Annotated in this window: 21 protein-coding genes; 5 read left to right on the top strand and 16 right to left on the bottom strand. The window is 68.9% G+C overall.

The features are described 5' to 3' along the window. Nucleotides 1–53: 53 nt before the first annotated feature. Nucleotides 54–851 carry a PP2C family serine/threonine-protein phosphatase gene (locus tag AB0395_RS05680; RefSeq protein WP_366277401.1) on the top strand — a complete coding sequence of 266 codons (798 nt, stop codon included), beginning with the start codon at nt 54–56 and terminating at the stop codon, nt 849–851. 207 nt (nt 852–1058) lie between these two features. Here the strand turns inward: AB0395_RS05680 and AB0395_RS05675 are convergent, their stop codons facing one another. The 10 genes from AB0395_RS05675 to AB0395_RS05630 form a co-directional block, all read right to left on the bottom strand. Then, nucleotides 1059–1889, bottom strand: a complete 831-nt coding sequence (locus AB0395_RS05675; RefSeq protein ID WP_366277400.1) for a phosphoribosylaminoimidazolesuccinocarboxamide synthase — start codon at nt 1887–1889, stop codon at nt 1059–1061. A 233-nt stretch (nt 1890–2122) separates the two neighbouring features. Then, nucleotides 2123–3082 (bottom strand): hypothetical protein, encoded by a 960-nt coding sequence (locus tag AB0395_RS05670; protein WP_366277398.1) that lies wholly within the window; start codon nt 3080–3082, stop codon nt 2123–2125. Beyond that, the gene (locus AB0395_RS05665; RefSeq protein ID WP_366277396.1) at nt 3075–3566 is read right to left on the bottom strand and encodes a SigE family RNA polymerase sigma factor; all 492 of its coding nucleotides are present in this window, start codon (nt 3564–3566) and stop codon (nt 3075–3077) included. Before AB0395_RS05665 ends, AB0395_RS05670 begins: the two co-directional genes overlap by 8 nt. Nucleotides 3567–3571: 5 nt before the next feature. After that, a complete protein-coding gene (locus AB0395_RS05660; RefSeq protein ID WP_366277394.1) occupies nt 3572–3958 on the bottom strand; it encodes a MauE/DoxX family redox-associated membrane protein in 387 nt (128 codons plus the stop codon). Beyond that, complete coding sequence (locus AB0395_RS05655; protein WP_366277393.1) at nt 3955–4500, bottom strand: hypothetical protein; 546 nt, start codon at nt 4498–4500, stop codon at nt 3955–3957. The genes AB0395_RS05660 and AB0395_RS05655 overlap by 4 nt, the downstream gene beginning before the upstream one ends. 18 nt (nt 4501–4518) lie before the next feature. Beyond that, the gene (locus tag AB0395_RS05650) at nt 4519–4662 is read right to left on the bottom strand and encodes a hypothetical protein (protein ID WP_366277391.1); all 144 of its coding nucleotides are present in this window, start codon (nt 4660–4662) and stop codon (nt 4519–4521) included. Between the two features lie 3 nt (nt 4663–4665). Continuing rightward, nucleotides 4666–5169: a hypothetical protein gene (locus AB0395_RS05645; protein ID WP_366277389.1), complete on the bottom strand. Its 504-nt coding sequence runs from the start codon at nt 5167–5169 to the stop codon at nt 4666–4668. Beyond that, a complete protein-coding gene (locus AB0395_RS05640; protein WP_366277388.1) occupies nt 5166–5657 on the bottom strand; it encodes a hypothetical protein in 492 nt (163 codons plus the stop codon). Before AB0395_RS05640 ends, AB0395_RS05645 begins: the two co-directional genes overlap by 4 nt. A gap of 2 nt (nt 5658–5659) precedes the next feature. Further along, nucleotides 5660–6415 (bottom strand): hypothetical protein, encoded by a 756-nt coding sequence (locus AB0395_RS05635; RefSeq protein ID WP_366277386.1) that lies wholly within the window; start codon nt 6413–6415, stop codon nt 5660–5662. Between the two features lie 975 nt (nt 6416–7390). Next, entirely contained in the window at nt 7391–8152 is a 762-nt protein-coding gene (locus AB0395_RS05630) for a protein phosphatase 2C domain-containing protein (RefSeq protein ID WP_366277385.1), read from the bottom strand. Between the two features lie 227 nt (nt 8153–8379). Here AB0395_RS05630 and AB0395_RS05625 point away from each other — a divergent pair, with 227 nt between their 5' ends. The 4 genes from AB0395_RS05625 (at nt 8380) to AB0395_RS05610 (ending at nt 14035) form a co-directional block, all read left to right on the top strand. Next, nucleotides 8380–9963, top strand: coding sequence for a peptide chain release factor 3 (locus AB0395_RS05625; RefSeq protein ID WP_366277383.1), 1584 nt, complete (start codon nt 8380–8382; stop codon nt 9961–9963). A gap of 275 nt (nt 9964–10238) precedes the next feature. Beyond that, on the top strand, nt 10239–11219 hold the full coding sequence (locus AB0395_RS05620) for a Gfo/Idh/MocA family oxidoreductase (RefSeq protein ID WP_366277381.1): 981 nt from the start codon (nt 10239–10241) through the stop codon (nt 11217–11219). Nucleotides 11220–11383: 164 nt separating this feature from the next. Next, complete coding sequence (locus tag AB0395_RS05615; protein ID WP_366277380.1) at nt 11384–12541, top strand: DUF5685 family protein; 1158 nt, start codon at nt 11384–11386, stop codon at nt 12539–12541. A 279-nt stretch (nt 12542–12820) separates the two neighbouring features. Beyond that, nucleotides 12821–14035, top strand: a complete 1215-nt coding sequence (locus AB0395_RS05610) for an amidohydrolase family protein (RefSeq protein ID WP_366277379.1) — start codon at nt 12821–12823, stop codon at nt 14033–14035. Nucleotides 14036–14094: 59 nt separating this feature from the next. Here AB0395_RS05610 and AB0395_RS05605 read toward each other — a convergent pair whose 3' ends face one another. The 6 genes from AB0395_RS05605 to AB0395_RS05580 all read right to left on the bottom strand — a co-directional run bounded on the left by AB0395_RS05605 (nt 14095) and on the right by AB0395_RS05580 (nt 17618). After that, complete coding sequence (locus AB0395_RS05605; RefSeq protein ID WP_366277377.1) at nt 14095–14604, bottom strand: MarR family transcriptional regulator; 510 nt, start codon at nt 14602–14604, stop codon at nt 14095–14097. 116 nt (nt 14605–14720) lie between these two features. After that, nucleotides 14721–15329 (bottom strand): hypothetical protein, encoded by a 609-nt coding sequence (locus tag AB0395_RS05600; protein WP_366277376.1) that lies wholly within the window; start codon nt 15327–15329, stop codon nt 14721–14723. Nucleotides 15330–15487: 158 nt separating this feature from the next. Then, complete coding sequence (mscL, locus tag AB0395_RS05595) at nt 15488–15916, bottom strand: large conductance mechanosensitive channel protein MscL (RefSeq protein ID WP_366277374.1); 429 nt, start codon at nt 15914–15916, stop codon at nt 15488–15490. A gap of 67 nt (nt 15917–15983) precedes the next feature. Continuing rightward, on the bottom strand, nt 15984–16184 hold the full coding sequence (locus AB0395_RS05590; protein ID WP_366277372.1) for a DUF397 domain-containing protein: 201 nt from the start codon (nt 16182–16184) through the stop codon (nt 15984–15986). Nucleotides 16185–16498: 314 nt separating this feature from the next. Then, nucleotides 16499–16711, bottom strand: coding sequence for a DUF397 domain-containing protein (locus AB0395_RS05585; protein ID WP_366277370.1), 213 nt, complete (start codon nt 16709–16711; stop codon nt 16499–16501). Nucleotides 16712–16766: 55 nt separating this feature from the next. Next, the gene (locus AB0395_RS05580; RefSeq protein ID WP_366277369.1) at nt 16767–17618 is read right to left on the bottom strand and encodes a helix-turn-helix transcriptional regulator; all 852 of its coding nucleotides are present in this window, start codon (nt 17616–17618) and stop codon (nt 16767–16769) included. Nucleotides 17619–17806: the final 188 nt, after the last annotated feature.

Below are 17806 nucleotides of genomic sequence, written 5' to 3'. Positions count from 1 at the left end.
GGTCTACAACAGCTTTGCTTGTGAAGTGCTTCAACCAATGCTTTACTGCCTTCATGGCACTGAACGAAGCACCGGCACTGCGCTACGCCGCCCGCTCGGATGTCGGCGTCCGCCGTGAGGCGAACGAGGACTCGGGCTACGCGAGCGCACGCCTGCTCGCCATAGCCGACGGCATGGGCGGGCATGCGGGCGGGGAGGTCGCCAGCTCTCTCGCCGTAACGGCCATGGCGGCGCTGGACGAGAGCCTCCCGCAGACCGGCGTCGATCTGGTGGCCACCATCAAGAGCACCGCGAGGGACGTCAACCACACGCTGCGGGAGATGAGCGAACAGGATCCCACACTGCGCGGCATGGGCACGACCCTGACCGCCATGCTCTGGGACGGCGCCTCCTTCGCCCTCGCCCACGTCGGAGACTCCCGCGCCTACATGCTGCGCGACGGCGCCCTCTACCAGATCACCCACGACCACACGCTGGTCCAGTCGCTGGTCGACGACGGGCGGATCACCCCGGAGCAGGCAATGGAGCATCCGCGCCGCTCCATGGTGCTGCGGGTTCTTGAGGGCACCGGAGACGGCGAGCTGGATCTCTCGTTGCGCGAGGCCCAGCCCGGGGACCGCTACCTGTTGTGCTCGGACGGCCTGACCGGCGTCGTCGGCCCGGAGACCCTGTTCAACACGCTGACCGACATGGACGACCCCGACGAGGCGGCCAGGTGGCTCATCGACCTGGCGAACCGCGGCGGCGGCCCCGACAACATCACCTGCATCGTGGCCGACTTCGGAGACCACCCCGTCTCCGCCAACCGGTTCGTCGTGGGCGCGGCGGCCGAGCGGAAGCTGACGCCCTGATCGCGTGACGGCCCCGGCGTCCTGACGCCTCGCCGGGCCGCCGCGCCGCGTGCGCGGCGCAAGCGGGCCCGAGCCGTGTGCGTGGCGCAAGCGGGCCCGAGCCGTGTGCGTGGCGCAAGCGGGCCCGCGCCGCGTGCGCGGTCGCCTACGCGGTCGCCGGGGGGCACGGCCGTGGGGCGCCGGTCTCCCGGCACCCCACCGCGGGACCTACCAGGTCCTGCCGGTGATGCGCTCGTACGCCTCGATGTAGCGCGCCCTGGTGACCTCCACGACCTCCGCGGGAATCTCGGGGGCGGGCTCCTGCTTGTCCCATCCGCTCCCGGTGGCCCAGTCGCGGACGAACTGCTTGTCGAAGGAGAACTGCGGGCGCCCCGGCTCCCACTCGTCGGCGGGCCAGAAGCGCGAGGAGTCGGAGGTGAGCACCTCGTCGCCGAGCACCAGCGTGCCGTCGGACGCACGGCCCAGCTCGATCTTCGTGTCGGCGATGATGACGCCGCGCTCGCGCGCCAGCTCGGCGCCGCGCCGGTAGATCTCAAGGGTGATCCGGCGCAGCTCCGCGGCGGTCTCCGCGCCCTCCCTGGCGACCACGTCGTCGAAGGTGATGAACTCGTCGTGCTGGCCGAGCGGAGCCTTGGTCGTGGGAGTGAAGATCGGCTCGGGGAGCCTGGAGCCCTCGACGAGGCCCTCGGGCAGCTCGACCCCGGAGACGGCGCCGGTCGACTGGTACTCCTTCAGCCCCGATCCCGTGAGGTAGCCCCTGGCGATGCACTCGACCTGCACCATGTCCAGCTTCCTGCACCGTACGGCACGGCCCTGGAACTCGGCGGGCACGTCGGTGGCGGAGATGACGTGGTTGGGCACGACGTCCGCGAGCTGTTCGAACCACCACAGCGAGAGCTGGGTGAGGATCTTCCCCTTGTCGGGGATGGGGGTGGGCAGGATCACGTCGTAGACCGAGACCCGGTCGGAGGCCACCAGGACGATGTCCCCCCGGTCCTCGTACACGTCGCGGACCTTCCCTGAGTGGAGAAGCTTCACTTGTTCCCTGTCCCCTGTACTCGCTCGGTCCGGTGGCCGCCTGGGGCCGCCGGCCGCTGGTTGATACGTGTGCCTCACCCGGTGACGGGACCGCCCCATGGGCGCGAGGGTCATCGGTGTGATCTCCGTCGCCGGCGGGCCGTCCCCGCGACCGTGAGGCCGATCGGCACCAACAGATTAGTCGCAGGGCCAGGAACGCCCCCACGGGCGGTCGCGGAGGCGGTCCATGCCCCTCAGTGGCGTGCCCGGCCGGGAACCGAGATCAGCGACTCCTTCGGTAGTTCGTAGAGAACGGCCCCGCTCGCCGTGGCCACCTTGCCGTCGGTGAAGACGAGGTAACCGGATGGGCCTGGCCCCAGAGCCCTGCCGGAAAACTCGTAACGGGAGACCTCGACGCCATCCAGGTCGAACTCGATCACCTTGCCGACCACGCGCGCATAGATCCGGTCCCCTCGCACCTCCAGAGCCGGGCCGCCATCCTGGTTGATCAGCTCGACATCCCGGCCGTCCAGCACGGTCTCACGGCCCGCCACCACCAGGCGCACGCGAGTGGCGCGCTTGCCGTACTGGCTCTCCTCGAACAGCACCGGCCCACGGGCGCTCAACCCCACGGGCTCGAAGCCCTTCGGCACCTCGGGCCGGGAGATCCGGCCGTTGGTCAGGTCCAGCAGGTAGTAGGCGCTGACATCGCCGCTGGCGTGGCTGGCGAGCAGCAGCGTCCGTGAGTCCGCCGACCAGGCCCAGGGCCCGATCACCTCGCCGGAGGCGGCGGACGGTGTCCGATACACGGTGTCGCCGGTCAGGTCCCGCACCTCGAAACCATCGCCGACGGGGATGCCGAGCCAGCGACCGTCGGGGGAGAGGGTGAGATTGCCGGGCGGCACCGGAGTCTGCTCTCCCAGCGAGACCTGCCGCCCATCCGTATAAGTCAGAAATGTCGGGCAGCCGTGCATGCACGCCGTGTGGATGCTCCGCCCGACGGCGTGCACCGGGCCGGCGATCACGGACGACTCCTGCCGGGTCGGCCAGAGCCCGCTCACCATGACCAGCACGGCCAGCACGGCCAGAGCCGTACCCGCGGCGGCCGCGCTTCGGCGCCGCCGGAGCGTGGTCAGCGCCCGGCCCGCGTCGGCGTAGTCGCCCGCCTCTTCCTCCAGCGCGCGGTAGGCGGCCCGCAGCGAATCCTTACTCATGTCCGGCCTCCAGCAGTTCGGGCGCGAGTTCCCGCAGCCGCTTGAGCGCGTCGTGGGTGTGGCGCTTCACCGTGCCCACCGAGCACTGCAGCTGCCTGGCGATCTCCGCCTCCGGCAGGTCCTCGTAGAAACGCAGGTACAGCACCGCACGCTGCCTGGGGCCGAGTCGCGACAGGGCCCGTGCCAGCGCGACCCGGCTGTCACTGTGGCCCGAGGAGTCGGGTGCGGCCCGCTCCGGTACCTCGGCGGTGGACCAGAACACCAGCCTGCGTGGCCGGCGCCAGCTTCTGAGCTGGTTGAGCATCATCGTGCGGAGGTAGGCCTCCGGGTTGCCTCCCGCCTCGATCCTGCGCCAGCGGGCAGCCGCCTTCACCAGCGTCTCCTGGAGGAGGTCGGCGGCGGCGTGGTGGTCACCGGTGAGCAGGAAGGCGGTCCGCGACAGAACGTGGCCGCGAGCCGTCACGAACTCCTGGAAGCCTTTCACGACCGCTACAACCCATCGAAGACCGTCAAAGGTTGAGTGAGAAGCAGAACGAGTCCCGCCGCGAGGACAAGGGCGGCGCGGGCCCAGGTGCGCCACGACACGCGTTCGGCCTTGCCGAAGCACAGGCAGACGGACCGCTCGCCAACGGCCAGCTGGTAGGTCTGCACGGCGGTGAAGGCGGTGCCGAGGCCGGTGGCGACGAGGCCGACGAGAAAGTGTGGTGCGGGCGAGAGTGCCAGCACCGCGGCGAGCGCCTCGACGATGAGGATCGCGAGGGCGCCCGCCACGGGCATGGCCAGACTTCGGCGGAACGCGGTGAACCGCCGTGCCTTGCCCAGTACGGCGACGGCCAGCAGGACGGCCAGGCCGTACCGGACAAGGAGCGGGATCAACGCAGAACCACCAGCACGAACAGGAGGGGGACACAGGCCAGTACGAACAGGGGCGTCAGCTTCGGAAGGGTGAAGTCGAAGGCCTTGTCCGCGCTCTGTTTGTCCCGGGCGAGCAGAAAGGTGAGCAGCATCAGCGCGCGGCCCAGCGCGAATCCGGCACCCGTCAGGAGCGCGTCGGACCACGAGCCGAGGAAAACCAGACAGAGCGCCATGATGTGCGGCAGGCCGGTGGGCGAGTAGGTACGCATACCCGTGCCCATCTCAGCACCGAACTGCACAGAACCCCAGAAGGGCGTCAGGGCCACGAACTGCGGGACCAGACGGGCGTTCTGCAGGAGCGGGAACTTCAGGAGATCGAACTCCCGCAGGAGGAACACCACCGCGGCCAGCCCGGCCAGGATCTGGCAGACGAGCACGGGCAGCGGTGCACGGAGCAGTGAGCCGACGACCACGAAGGCGAACGCCGTCGGGAACGCCCCGAGAAACAGGCCGACGATGAAACCGGCCGCATCAGAACCCCGTCGGACCGACGAGGACAGCACCCAGGCGCTGTTGAGGCTTCAAACCGAGCCGGACAGGGAGAACCCCGCGACCAGAGCCGCGGTCAGCCAGATGAAGCCGCCTGGGCCGTACCACAGGGCCGCGATCTCGGCCACCACGATGGCCGTCAGCCCGGGGACAAGCAGCCGGGTCGATGCGGTCATCAATTAGATCGCGGTCCGGCAGATCGAGAAGAGGGTGATGTTCTGGTTGCTGCCCCCGCAGTCGTAGTACATGTACTCACCGTCCGAGCACTTGCGCCTGGCGACTCGGCCGGTCCAACGCCAGGCGTTCCTGCCGTCGCAGGATTCGGGTTCTGGCCAGTACTTGTAGCGGTTGCAGCCTCTCCAGTGGCTGCTGTCGTTCTTGTGCCAGCTGCCGTTGCAGTTGTTGCTGCTGTAGAGGGCGTCGTTGGGCACGCAGATCGTGCTGAAGTCGAAGTAGTCACGGCAGTCGCCCATCCCCCACTGTTTCAGGGCGGCGGCCGACTTCGTCTTGGACCAGGGCAGCAGGTCCAGGGCGCCGAGTCCGGCGGCCGTGGCCACACCGGTGGCGGTGCCCAGCAGTCGGCGGCGGCTCCACCGGCCGTCCTGCTCGGAGGCCATCCGGGTGGGTTCGGCGTTGTCGGGCCTCTCATGCCCGCTGGGGATGCGGCTGAGAATGTCACTCACAGCGAAACTTCCTTTCTGGCGGCGGCGCGTTCGACGAGGTCGGCCACGACCTCTCCCGAGCCTGCGGGAGTGGTGTATTCGATGACGCCCTGCTCGTTGACCACCAGCATGGCCGGGGCGTAGGGGACGGTGATCGAGCGCCAGACCTGGGGATCGGTGCTGACGCGCACGCTCGGCGGGAGCTTGTAGGCGAAGCCGGGATCGTCGGAGACCACCATGAAGGCCACGTCCGCGGGCAGGTCGTCGGCCAGTCTGGCGATGGCGGCGATGACCTCCGCACAGATCGGGCACTGCCGGTTGACCTTCGCGACGATCGTCGTCTGACCCGGACGGCCCAGGTCGCTGAGTTCCTGACTCACCCGCAGGCCGACGCCGTTGAATGTGGCCAGCTCCAGCTCCTTCACCCGGCGGTAGAGCCCGGCCCCGGCCGCCAGGAGCAGCGCCACGAGGACGAACAGGACGATCACCGCGGCGGTGATGGGTTCCACCGTCAGGCTCCCCAGGTGACGTTCAGCACCCGGCCGGTCAGGAAGTCGGCGGCGGCCGACAGCGCCTCGGCGCCCGGCCGGGGTTCGGCGACCTCCGTCACCCCCCGCCTGGGCACGTCCCACGGGTCGATCTTGACCACCGCGGTCTGGGTGACCAGCATGAGCCACTCGTACGGCAGCCCCTCCTTGCTGCTCATCCGCCACACTTCGCCCGCCCCGGTGGAAAACCCGCGCCAGCCGGGCACCTGAGTGCTGTTCAGGTGTTTGGGCTGGACGGCCAGCGTGCCGACGCCGGGGACGGGCAGGAAGTAGGAGGCTCTCCGCAGGTTGAAACGCCGGCCGCCGCTGGAGGTCAGCCCTTCCGGGGTGTCGGTGAACTGGACCCTGGAGAAGTGCTGGACGATGTCGTTGGGCTCCCAGTTCGGCGTGTGGAACATGCAGTGCGCCATGTTCCACGGACCCACCCAGGCGGCCCACCGGGACTCGGGCATGTCCGCGCAGTCGTAGACGATGATCTCGCCGCCGCTGTAGGCGAAACGCTGCCGTTCGGTGGCGCGCAGGCCGGACACGCCTGCTCCCAGCGCGTCGCGGGGTGCCACGTTGAACCCCCAGGCGTCGGCGGTGGTGCCGCGCCCGCCGTAGCGAGGGGTGTACCGGAGGTTGCCGGTCCAGTTGTGTAACTCGTCCTCCGTCACTCCGTCGAGGTTGACGGAGACGAAGGAATTGTCCACGGCGCGGACGGTTGAAAGTTGTGCCATTTCATACCTTTCTGGGAAAAGTGGTATGTACGGCTACAAAATTCCATATAGGATCACTTTAGATCAACACGTTGAGGCAAGCTTTGTTTTCGGATGGCCGATTTACCGGTTTCGGTTCTGTCTGGAATTTCGCCGACGAGTAACAGGCTCCTGATGGACCTGTTCGAACACGCCAGGCCGGTCGCCTCTCGTGGAGGTCCGAGGGCTGGTCATCAGGGCGGCCGCCAAGAACTCCTGCCCGGGACTCCGGAATCCTGGCATGCGACTTCCCGCACGTGGACACCGCGTTTCTCGAACGCCTGCACGTGCTGTTCGTCATGGAAATCGAGAGGCGACGCGTGCACCGCTGGGTGTCACGGCGCATCCGGCCTGCGTCCGGATCACGCGACAGGCCGGGAGCCTGATGAAGAACCGGGTGAGAATCGCGCCTGCCGATATCACCGTTATTGAACGACGGTTCGGCGCGGGCACCAAAGCGAGGTTCGCTCCCGAGGATCGTGCTTTCCCGGTCGCGCTTTTGACGCCGTTACCGCGAGAGGTCCCGCATTGGCTGCGGCTCCTCGTGCGTCCGGACACCGTTCTGCGCCGCCTGGACTCGGTGTGTCAGGAGCTCTCGGGCATGACGGTACGGCGAGGCCGGGGCGGGATCTCGCGTTCCGTGCCCCGGCTTCGTGGGGAGAGGGTCAGGCGGGCCGCGTGATCATGTAGGCCAGCCCGACGAGGATCACGACGGGGATGAGCCACACGATTGCCTCGATGGCGAATTCCTTGTACACGACGGACATCCCTCCGGGGTGACGATCGTTGAGGAGCGCTGGGCATCGACGATAGCGTCTGCCTCCCGCCGCGACCAGGACCCGCGGGCCCCCTTCCCCATCGCCACCGGCCCCGGCCGTGTCGCTCGCCCGATCGTGACCAGGGTTCGCGGGCCCCTTCTCCGCGCCGCCGCCGCGCCCCCGCAGGGGCGCCCGTCTTTTAGGAGGGGCTGGCGGAGCCGACGACCACCGGGGTCTCCGTGCCGGGACCGTCGACGACCTCGGCGACCACGCACGTGATGTTGTCGGGGCCGCCCGCCTCACAGGCCCGCTCGATGAGCTGCCGCGTCACCTCACCGAGGTCGTCGACCTCGGCCAGCACGTGACGCAGTTGCTCGGCCTCGACGACCCCGGAAAGGCCGTCCGAGCAGAGCAGGTAGCGGTCGCCGACCTCGGCGTCCCGCAGCGAGAGGTCGGGATCGGCGTTGTCGCCGCCGTCGAGGACCTGCAGGAGGATCGACCGGTGCGGGTGCCTTGCGGCCTCCTCCGCGGTGATCCGGCCGTCGTCCATCAGTGTCTGCACCAGGGTGTGATCGTAGGTGATCTGGTACAGGTCGCCGTCGCGGAGCAGGTAGGCGCGGGAGTCGCCGATGTGGGCGAGGGCGACGCGCGGTCCGTCCCACAGCATCAAGGTCAGCGTGGTGCCCATCCCGGTCAGGGAGGGATCCTGCTCGACCAGCTCGCGCAGGCGCTGATTGGCTTTGCGGATTCCGGCCTCGGCGGCGGCGACCAGCTCGCCGGGGCACTCGTGGTCCAGATACGCGACCGCGGCGATCGCCGCCGAGCTGGCGACCTCCCCGCCCACATGGCCGCCCATGCCGTCGGCGACGGCGAGCAGCCGGGGGCCGGCGTACGCCGCGTCCTCGTTGCCCTGGCGGACCCGGCCGACGTCGGAACCTGCTGCGTAGCGGAGCGTGATCATCTGCACACCACTGGAAGGTCGAGTTGCACGAGCGAGTCGCTTTCGGGCAGTCGGGATGGGCACGGGCGAACCGAGATGTTCCACAATCCACTTAACACCATGGTGACGCAAGCGGCCTGGGGAAGTGTTGCCACATCCGTTGATGGTCCCGGTGGCGCGTAAGCTGTTTCGGCGCCCCGCACTGTGCCGGGAGCCCCCACCCCCTCGGACGGCTAGGAGACCAGGAAATGACCGCGGTCACTCAGGAGGCGGCGCGGCGCCGCACGTTCGCGGTGATCAGCCACCCCGACGCCGGTAAGTCCACGATGACGGAGGCCCTCGCGCTGCACGCCTCCGCGATCAGTGAGGCGGGCGCCGTGCACGGCAAGGCGGGACGGCGCGGCGTCACGTCCGACTGGATGGACATGGAGAAGGCCAGGGGCATCTCCATCACCTCGGCGGCGCTCAGGTTCGAGTACCGCGACCACATGTTCAACCTGGTCGACACCCCCGGTCACGCCGACTTCTCCGAGGACACCTACCGGGTGCTGGCCGCCGTTGACTGCGCCGTCATGCTCCTCGACGCGGCCAAGGGCATGGAGCCGCAGACCCTGAAGCTGTTCGAGGTCTGCCGCCATCGCCGCATCCCGGTCATCACGTTCGTCAACAAGTGGGACCGCCCGGGACGGGAGGCCCTGGAGCTGCTGGACGAGATCCAGGAGAAGACCGGACTGAGGCCGACCCCGATCACCTGGCCGATCGGAACCGGGGGTTTCTTCCACGGGGTGATCGACCGTGTCGTCGACCAGGCCGTCCGCTACACCCGCACCCCCGGTGGGGCCACCAAGGCCATCGAGACCGATCTCACCCCCGAGCAGGCCGTCGCCGAGCTGGGCGAGGACTGGGAGCGGGCCAAGGACGAGGTCGACCTGCTCTCCGCGATCGGCTCCGACCACGACCAGAAGGCGTTCGAGGCGCACGAGTCGACTCCGGTGCTGTTCGGCGCCGCGCTGAACAACTTCGGTGTCGGCCGCCTGCTCGACGCCATGGTCGACATCGCCCCGGCTCCCGCGCCCCGCCCCGACGTCAAGGACGACCCGCGTCCGCTCGACAAGCCGTTCTCCGGCCTGGTCTTCAAGGTGCAGGCCAACATGGACCCCTCGCACCGCGACCGGATCGCGTTCGTCCGGGTCTGCTCCGGCAGGTTCGAGCGCGGCATGGTGCTGACCCACGCGGCGACGGGCCGTCCCTTCGCGACCAAGTACGCCCAGTCGGTCTTCGGCCAGGAACGCGCCACGATCGACGAGGCCTTCCCCGGCGACGTGATCGGCCTGGTGAACGCCACCGCACTGCGGCCCGGCGACACCCTCTACGACGGCTCCGCGGTCGAGTTCCCCAAGATCCCGAGCTTCGCCCCCGAGCACTTCTGGACCGCCCGCTGCCGTGACTCCAGCAGGGCCAAGCAGTTCCGCAAGGGCATCGACCAGATGGAGGCGGAGGGCGTCGTCCAGGTCTTGCGCTCCGACGTCAGAGGTGACCAGTCCCCGGTGCTCGCCGCGGTCGGCCCGATGCAGTTCGACGTGGTCAAGCACCGCCTCGCCGGAGAGTTCAACACCGAGATCGCCATGGACAGGCTCGACTACAGCCTCGCCAGGATCACCGACGCCGAGTCCGCGCCCGTCCTGGCCCGCCAGCGGGGCGTGGAGGTCTTCACCCGGGCCATCGACGGGGAACTGCTGGCGCTGTTCACCGACGAGTGGCGGATGCGCGGCGTGCTGCGCGACCACCCGGGGCTGGCGCTCAAGGCGCTGCTCGCCGACACCCGCGGCTGAGTCGCCGCGCGGGCCCCTAAAGCACCGCATGGGTCACTGGGTCGCCACCCAGGCAAAATCTCAGGCCCAAAGAGAAGGTTTGCCAGGGGCCGTTTGAGAGCCGCCCAGGGCCTGTCGGGCCGTCCGGGGGCCCATGCCGCCACGCGCCGCCGGTGCGAGGCCGCGGGGGCGTGCCGAGCGAACGTGAGGGATGCCGTCCGCGGGTCCGTGCCGGTGGTCCCCGAATCCCGGTACGTACCGCGCCTCATGAGACACACGTGATGAGATGTGTCCCCATGAGCGTAATCAAGTGGGGCATTCTGGCCACCGGTGGGATCGCCGCGACCTTCACCGAGGATCTGAAGCTCCTGCCGGACGCCGAGGTGGTCGCGGTCGGGTCCAGGACATGGGAGGCGGCGAGCGCGTTCGCCGGGCGGCACGGCATCCCCCGTGCCCACGGGTCGTGGGCCGAACTGGCCGCCGACGAGAACGTGGACGTCGTCTACGTCGCCAACACCCAGAACGCCCACCGGGAGGCGGTGCTCACCTGCCTGAAAGCGGGCAAGGCCGTACTGTGCGAGAAGGCGTTCACGGTGAACGCGGCCGAGGCCGTCGAGCTGGTCGATCTCGCGGCCGAGCGCGGGCTGTTCCTCATGGAGGCCATGTGGATGCGGTGCAACCCCGCTGTCCGCAGGATCGTCGAGCTGCTCGGGGAAGGCGTGATCGGCCAGGTCGAGAGCGTGCACGCCGACTTCGGGATCTCCGTCGCCGTCGGTGAGGACCATCGGCTCCGTGACCCGGCACAGGGTGGTGGCGCCCTGCTCGACCTGGGCGTCTACCCGATCTCGCTCGCCAACCTCGTACTCGGCGCCCCGGAGCGGGTCCAGGCGTGGGCCAGGCTGACCCCGGAGGGCGTGGACGAGAACACCGGCGTCCTGCTCGGCCATCCCGGTGGCGCGGTCGCCCTGCTCTCCTGCGGCATCACCACCGACGGCCCGGTCACCGCCTCGATCTCGGGCAGGCTCGGCCGGATCGAGATACCTCACCTGTTCTTCAGGCCGGACACCTTCACCCTGTACCGCACGGGTACGGATCCGGAGACCTTTCACGTCCCTTACGAGGGGACGGGCATGGTGCACGAGGCCGCGGAAGTGATGCGCTGTCTGCGCGAGGGCCTGCTGGAAAGCCCGCTCGTGCCCTGGCGCGCAACGCTTGAGGTGATGCGCGTCATGGACGAGGTGCGAGGGCAGATCGGGGTCCGCTTTCCCGGCGAGTGACCGCCCGCTCTCGCGGCACTCCCGGAGCCGTGCCATCCGTGGGAGCGCGGCGGGCGTCAGAGCGGTGGGTGACCTCGCCGTCCGGTGCCCTGGACGACCACGAAAGCGGTGAAGGCGTGTGGTCGTCGCGCCGGCCGTACGACACGTACAACAAAAGGGAACAGATGTTTGGGATTGTCCGTCCATGTCGCCATGGGATGTGCGGTGGCTTGTTCAAGGAGTGGATGGCGCACCTGTGCGGGCTCTGCCTGGCGCTCCGTGATGAGCACGGCCACGCCTCCCGGCTGGTCACCAACTATGACGGCCTGCTCGTCTCGGTGCTCACCGAGGCGCAGGCGGCGGAGTCCTCCCCGCACCGCAGGGCGGCGGCGTGCGCTCTGCGCGGGTTCAAGGGCGCGGACGTCGTCGAGGCGGAGGGAGTACGGCTGGCGGCAGCGGTCTCGCTGATCCTGGCCGCGGGCAAGATCAGGGACCATGTCGCGGACGGGGACGGCGTCTATGCGCGCAGGCCGGTCGCGGCCGTCGCGGAGCGGGTCGCCGCCCGCTGGTCGACCGCGGGTTCCGGTACGGCCGTCGCGGTCGGGTTCGACCCGGAGATCCTGGTCAGGGCGGTCGAGGAACAGACCAGGCTGGAGGGCGTGCCCGGGCTGCGCCTGCTGGAGCTCACCGGCCCGACGGAGGCCGCGGTCGCCGCCGCCTTCGGGCACACCGCCCTGCTCGCGGACAAGCCGCACAACCGTGAGTCGCTTGAGGAGGCGGGACGCCACTTCGGCCGTCTCGCCCACCTGCTGGACGCGGTCGAGGACCTGGCCGGAGACCGCGCCGCCGGGGCCTACAACCCATTGGTCGCCTCCGGTACCGACCTGGCCGCCGCCAGGCGTCACTGCGACGACGCGCTGCTCGGCCTGCGACTGGCGGTTGCCGAGCTCGACCTGGAGCGGCGGACCCTGGTCAGGGCGCTGCTGATCAAGGAGATCGGCCGTTCCGTCACCCGTGCCTTCGACATGGCCGAGGCAGCGGGCGGGACCCGAACCGGCGCAGAGAGCAGTAAGAAGAGGGGACGCGAGCACCCGAAGGCGCCGCACCGAGATCCGCGGCTCAAGCCGGACCCCGGCGGTCTGCTGTCGGTGATGTGCGCCGCGATGGCCTGCTGCACCTGCGGCCTGTACCGGCCCCCGTGGGACGAGGACCGTTACAAGTCGTGCGGCGAACGGTGCGACGCCAGTGGTTGTGACGCCTGCGGGCAGTGCGGCGACTGCGGCAACTGCTGCGACTGTGACTGTTGTAGTTGTGACTGCTGTGACTGCAGCTGCGACTGTTAGCGCGTTGACCAGCGCCGACGAGGTCGCCGCCGTCAGCGTGGTGACCACGCGCTGACCACGCACTGACCGCATGTCCTCGCCATGCCCCGGCCCTCCTCGGCGCCCGCACGGCGGGCGGCGGTCATGGCGAGCGATGGTGACATGTGCCCGGCGGAGCGGGCCGGACGCGGTCGCGTGTCCCGGCCCAGCCGGGAGAGGTGTCCTCTCATCTCATTTGACGTCAGATAGTTCTACTTCGTACTATCTTGCATCGAACGAGATGAGTGAGGGAGAGCAGGCATGCGTACCTTGATTCGTGGCGTCCGCGTCTTCGACGGTGAGCGCACCGTCCCCGTCGCCGATGTCCTGATCGACGGCGACCTGATCGCGGAATACGACGGTGGGCGCGTCGACGTGGAGCTCGATGGTTCCGGCAAGACCCTGTTGCCTGGGCTGATCGACGCCCACACCCACATCTTCGACGGCGATCTCGCCCAGGCGCTGAAGTTCGGGGTGACCACCGAGCTGGACATGTTCTGCCTGCCGTCGAACCTGGCCCGCCAGCGTCGCCTGGCCGCCGAGCGTGACGACGTCGCCGACGTGCGGAGCTCGGGCATCCTGGCCACCGCGCCCGGCGGTCACCCGAGCCAGCTCATGAACACGGCGACGATGGCGCACCTGGGCGACGCGGTCGGGCCGTTCGACACGGTGGCGGGCCCCGCTCTGGCGGAGGCGTTCGTCGAGGCCCGACTTGCCGAGGGCGTCGACTATCTCAAGATCGTGATCGACAGCGGTGAGGTGGCCGGGACGCGGCTGCCGGTGCTCGCGCCCGCGACCGTGGCCGCGCTCGTCGAGGCGGGGCACGCGGCGGGGCTGCGGGCCATCGCGCACGCGGTCACCGCTCGCGACACCTACGTCGCCCTGGACGCGGGCGTCGACGGCCTGGCCCACGTCGTCGCCGACGCGGGTCCCGGCGACTCGGCCGCCGAGGAGCTCGCCGCCCGGATCGTCTCCCAGAACGTGTTCGTGGTCAGCACGCTCACCTACTTCGAGGCGGTCACCGGCGGCACCGGCGGCGCGGAGCCGGTGCGTGACGAGCGCGTCGGGCCGTTGCCGCCCGAGCACGCCAAGGCCGCCGGGGACCGCGACCCCGGCGCCGTCCCCGTGCATCCCGAGGGCGTGTCCAACGCGCTGCATGCGGCGGGGGCACTGCACCGGGCGGGGGCGATGCTGCTGGCCGGAACGGACGCGAACGTATGGGCGCCGCTGCACGGGGCCAGCATGCACCGCGAGTTGCTGCTGCTCACACGGGCCGGACTGAGCGCCGAACAGGCCCTGGCCTCGGCGACCGGTGCCGCGGCCCGTGGCTTCGGCCTGGCCGACAGGGGCCGGGTCGCGCCAGGGTTGCGCGCCGACCTCCTGTTGGTGGACGGCGACCCCACCGTCGACGTCACCGCTACCCGCTCCATCGCCGAGGTCTGGCGCCGGGGAGTACGGCAGGCCCGCCCGCGCTGACCGTTCGGCGGGCGACCTCACCGGTGAAGACGGCGCCTGAGGGCGAGGGGGCGACGCCCTCAGGCGTCGGCGCTCAGCATGGCGCGCAGGATCCGGTTGAGGGTGGTCGCGTCCTGGGGCGCCAGACGTGACGCGAGCCGGTTCAGGTTGGCCGCGTGCTCGACAAGCGTGGCGTCGATGACCCGGCGGCCCTCCTCGGTCAGGGCGACGCGGAAGCTCCGGCGGTCGGCGGGGTCGAGGCTGCGCTCGACCAGCCCGGCCTTCTCCAGACGGTCGATCCGGTTCGTCATGGCCGCCCGTGACATCATCAGCACCGCCGACAGCTCCGACGGGATCAGCGTGTACGGCGGGCCCGAGCGCCGAAGCGCGGCCAGCACGTCGAACTCGCCCTGCCGAAGGCCGTGCCGGGCGAACACCCGCTCAACGGCCGACTCGGAGATCCGTGTCACCCGGGCGAGCCGCGCGAAGACCTCCATGGCCGACAGATCCAGGTCGGGACGCTCCCGCCGCCACTGTTCAAGGATCACGTCGATCGCATCCGTGACCTGCTCGTCCGGCTCGCCACTCATGTCCAAACCCTATTCACTCCGAGGCGTTCGGGCCGCTCGGCGCCGTCTTCCGGCGGAACGCCACGGCCCCGCTCCACTGTCTGTTCCGGCCGCGCCGTCGCTCGCCGTACCGGTGCTTACACCCGGCGCCAGTTGTGGTGTTCCAGGAAGGTCCGGTGGCCCGTCGCGTACTCGCCGAAGGCGTCCTGGACCGCCTCGAGGTCGGGGACGTGAGCGCGGACCATCACGTCCCGCAGGCTGTCCTTGTACTCCAGCTCGTATCCCGAGATCTCCGGTGAGGTCTGGACGAAGTGCTCGCCGAAGACGACCAGTGCCGTGAACGGGTTCTGCGGCGACATGGTGGCCACCGCATCCCTGACGAGCTGGAGGTCGGGGTCGATGACGATCATGCCGTCACCGGTGCGCAGCTGCATGCCGGGATAGGCCCCCAGGGGCGCCAGGTTGTGCACCAGGTGCCGCTGGGGGTCGTAACAGACCAGCCCGTACCGGCGGGCCAGCGCGAAGGCCTCGCCCGCCACCTCGTCAGAACGTTCCAGGGCGACGGTGACCACCGCGTGGGCGGGGGAGCACTGCTCGGCCTCGGGCAGCGACGCGGCGAACTCCGTCACCCCGGCGCTGGGTTCCGCGGCCCCGGGCTCCCCACCGCGGAGCGCCAGGAAGACGTCCGCCGCGCGTTCCCTGGTGATCGGCTCGGGCTCGTGCCAGACGGCCAGTTCGAAGCTCATGGTCCCATCGTCTCGCAGATGACCCACCGGGCCGGCCGAACGCCTTCCCCGGGGCCCGCCCGCCGCCGGCGCGCAGGTCCCACCGCTCACGGAACACGCGCGACCGGCCGGGGCAGAGAACGGGGCCGACCGCCCGTGCCCTCGGGCGGGAGGGGTTTTCAGACGGGAGGCATCTCCGCGACGCCGGCCTGGCTCTGCACGGCAGTGCAGAACGCGCAGCGGCTGGCCGCGACGGGGATGTCGCTGAGGCACTCGGGGCACTTCTTCTCCGTGGCCTCCTTGTCCTTGTCGAAGAAGGAGATGAGCCTGCTCATCGGCAGCACGACCAGCCAGTAGATGACGGAGGCGATGATCAGGAAGCTCAGCAGCTGGTTGACGAAGTCGCCGTACATGAACTTGGCGCCGTTGATCGTGAACACATAGTCGGAGAAGTCCGGCTCGTTGCCCCCGGTGATCGCCGCGATCAGCGGGGTGATGAGGTCTTTGACCAGGGCCTGCACCAGGCCGCTGAAGGTCGCGCCGATCACCACGGCGACAGCGAGCTCGACGAGGTTTCCCCTCATCAGGAACTTCTTGAATCCACTCATCCCTGGCGTCCTTCACTTGTGAGGACGCCGAGCCTACCCCGAAGTCCGGCCGGGACGTCAGGCCGTCTCAGACGTCGAACTCCCCGTTCTTCGCGGCCGTGATGAACGCTCTCCACTCCTCGAAGGTGAACGACAGGACGGGACCCGCCCCGGCGTCCTTGCCGTCTCGCACGCCGACCCGGCCGTGTTGTGAGGCGACCTCGACGCAGGTTCCGTTGTTGCATCCCGACCGCCAGATCGCTCCGTGGAACCGCGAGCCGCCGTCCATGCGTTTCCTCCCGGAAAGATTGACGACTCTTCCGTGGAAGAGCGTCGCGCCACGGGAATTATAGTCTATTTTCACGTCTTCGGCCGGTGTTTTTCGTTGTGACCGCTGGGCGGCGAGTGCCCTGTGTGGCGCCGGGAATCAATTCCCTGTATTGCACGCCCCAAACGGGTGGGAGAGTACGGGCGAAAACGGGGTGCATGGGCGAAAATAGGGCACAGGTGGGGTGGTCGCGCGGGCAAAACAAAACGGCACCGCCGGGGTCCGCCTTCGGTGCCGTTCGATGCTATCTCACTCCCCTTTTTGAGGGGTGAGTGTTACAGGCCGAGACTTCCGTCCTTGATGCCGTTCACGAAATCCCGGAATTCGGCGACTGTGAACTCCAGCACCGGTCCACTCTTGTCCTTGCTGTCGCGCATGCCCACGCCCCCGCCAGGAAGCCTGGCGATTTCGACGCAGGAGCCGTTGTTGCACCGGCTTGATACCTGCCACTCAAGAGTGGAGAACTCGGCAGGGTTGGAAGACGTCATCGTCTCTCCGTGAGAATTTGTCGGGACTGGTTTCCTTGGTGACGGGGCATGCCGCTCAGGGCGCGAACCCGTCATATGCCCTCGCGATGCGGACCGCCGACTCCTGTGGGCTCAGCGCCACCGCGCGAAGATGGTTGAGCGTCTCCCTGAAACGCTCAAGTTCTTTGGCCTTCTCCAGGTAGAAGCTACCCATCAGGGTATCGAGATATACCGTGTCCCCTATCGTGGGATCGGAGAACTCCAGTAAAATGAAAGCACTGTCGAACCCCATGTGTGCGCCGACGGTGAAAGGAATCACCTGGATGGTCACGTGGGGGAGCTCAGAGGCCCTTCCGAGTTGCTCGAGCTGCTTTCTCATGACAGCGGCCCCGCCCACGTGGCGGTGCAGCACGGATTCGTCGAGGAGCACCCAGTAATTCGGTGGCTGGGGGCCGTGCAGGCGTTCCTGGCGCCGCAGGCGGTAGGCGACCCGCTCCTCGAGAATGTCGGTGTTCATCCGCGGGAGAAATCCCTTGATGACGGCACGGGCGTAGTCCTCGGTCTGGAGGAGGCCGGGGACGGTCGTCGTTTCGTACTCGGAGATCGAGGTGGCGTCGATCTCCAGGCCGAGAAACGGCCGGAAGTCGACGTCCTCCGTCTCCTGCCACCACACCTGTTGCTTGGCCTCGCGTGCCAGCGTCATCAGGGCGTCGATCTGCGCCTGGTCGGTCACGCCGTAGTAGAGGCAGAGGTCGCGCACGTCCCTGGGCAGCGCGCCGCGCTGCGCCGTCTCGATTCGGCTGATCTTCGCCGGTGAGCACTCGAGCTGCTCGGCGGCGTCCCTGATGCTCCTGCCTGCCTGCTCGCGTAGCTCCCGCAGGCGGCTGGCGAGTTGTCGGCGGCGCAGAGTGGGGTTGGTTCCGGCCATCGGCGCTCACCTCTTCTTCTGTTGATGGCGCAGGCGGCCGCTGCGTCGCTATCGGGAAGTCTTCCCAGGTGGTGGTGTTGGTAACAGCCAAACGGCAACATCATATGGCAATCTCGGAAGGTAACCGCCGGGGGTACATTCCTGTGGTAATTGCCAATGGCAGTCGTCGATGGGGCAAGCTGGATAAA

This window comes from Streptosporangium sp. NPDC051023 (genome assembly GCF_040689595.1).
Taxonomy (GTDB): Bacteria; Actinomycetota; Actinomycetes; order Streptosporangiales; family Streptosporangiaceae; genus Streptosporangium.
This window is presented reverse-complemented; position numbering and strand designations above follow the sequence as displayed.

Excerpts from the sequence above, each read along its gene's own strand:
- AB0395_RS05615 (WP_366277380.1), top strand. The coding sequence starts at position 11,384 with ATGTTTGGGATTGTCCGTCCATGTCGCCATGGGATGTGCGGTGGCTTG.
- AB0395_RS05580 (WP_366277369.1), bottom strand. The coding sequence starts at position 17,618 with ATGGCCGGAACCAACCCCACTCTGCGCCGCCGACAACTCGCCAGCCGC.
- AB0395_RS05625 (WP_366277383.1), top strand. The coding sequence starts at position 8,380 with ATGACCGCGGTCACTCAGGAGGCGGCGCGGCGCCGCACGTTCGCGGTG.
- AB0395_RS05650 (WP_366277391.1), bottom strand. The coding sequence starts at position 4,662 with ATGACCGCATCGACCCGGCTGCTTGTCCCCGGGCTGACGGCCATCGTG.
- AB0395_RS05590 (WP_366277372.1), bottom strand. The coding sequence starts at position 16,184 with ATGGACGGCGGCTCGCGGTTCCACGGAGCGATCTGGCGGTCGGGATGC.
- AB0395_RS05600 (WP_366277376.1), bottom strand. The coding sequence starts at position 15,329 with ATGAGCTTCGAACTGGCCGTCTGGCACGAGCCCGAGCCGATCACCAGG.
- AB0395_RS05610 (WP_366277379.1), top strand. The coding sequence starts at position 12,821 with ATGCGTACCTTGATTCGTGGCGTCCGCGTCTTCGACGGTGAGCGCACC.
- AB0395_RS05630 (WP_366277385.1), bottom strand. The coding sequence starts at position 8,152 with ATGATCACGCTCCGCTACGCAGCAGGTTCCGACGTCGGCCGGGTCCGC.
- AB0395_RS05670 (WP_366277398.1), bottom strand. The coding sequence starts at position 3,082 with ATGAGTAAGGATTCGCTGCGGGCCGCCTACCGCGCGCTGGAGGAAGAG.
- AB0395_RS05680 (WP_366277401.1), top strand. The coding sequence starts at position 54 with ATGGCACTGAACGAAGCACCGGCACTGCGCTACGCCGCCCGCTCGGAT.
- mscL (WP_366277374.1), bottom strand. The coding sequence starts at position 15,916 with ATGAGTGGATTCAAGAAGTTCCTGATGAGGGGAAACCTCGTCGAGCTC.
- AB0395_RS05605 (WP_366277377.1), bottom strand. The coding sequence starts at position 14,604 with ATGAGTGGCGAGCCGGACGAGCAGGTCACGGATGCGATCGACGTGATC.
- AB0395_RS05635 (WP_366277386.1), bottom strand. The coding sequence starts at position 6,415 with ATGGCACAACTTTCAACCGTCCGCGCCGTGGACAATTCCTTCGTCTCC.
- AB0395_RS05585 (WP_366277370.1), bottom strand. The coding sequence starts at position 16,711 with ATGACGTCTTCCAACCCTGCCGAGTTCTCCACTCTTGAGTGGCAGGTA.
- AB0395_RS05620 (WP_366277381.1), top strand. The coding sequence starts at position 10,239 with ATGAGCGTAATCAAGTGGGGCATTCTGGCCACCGGTGGGATCGCCGCG.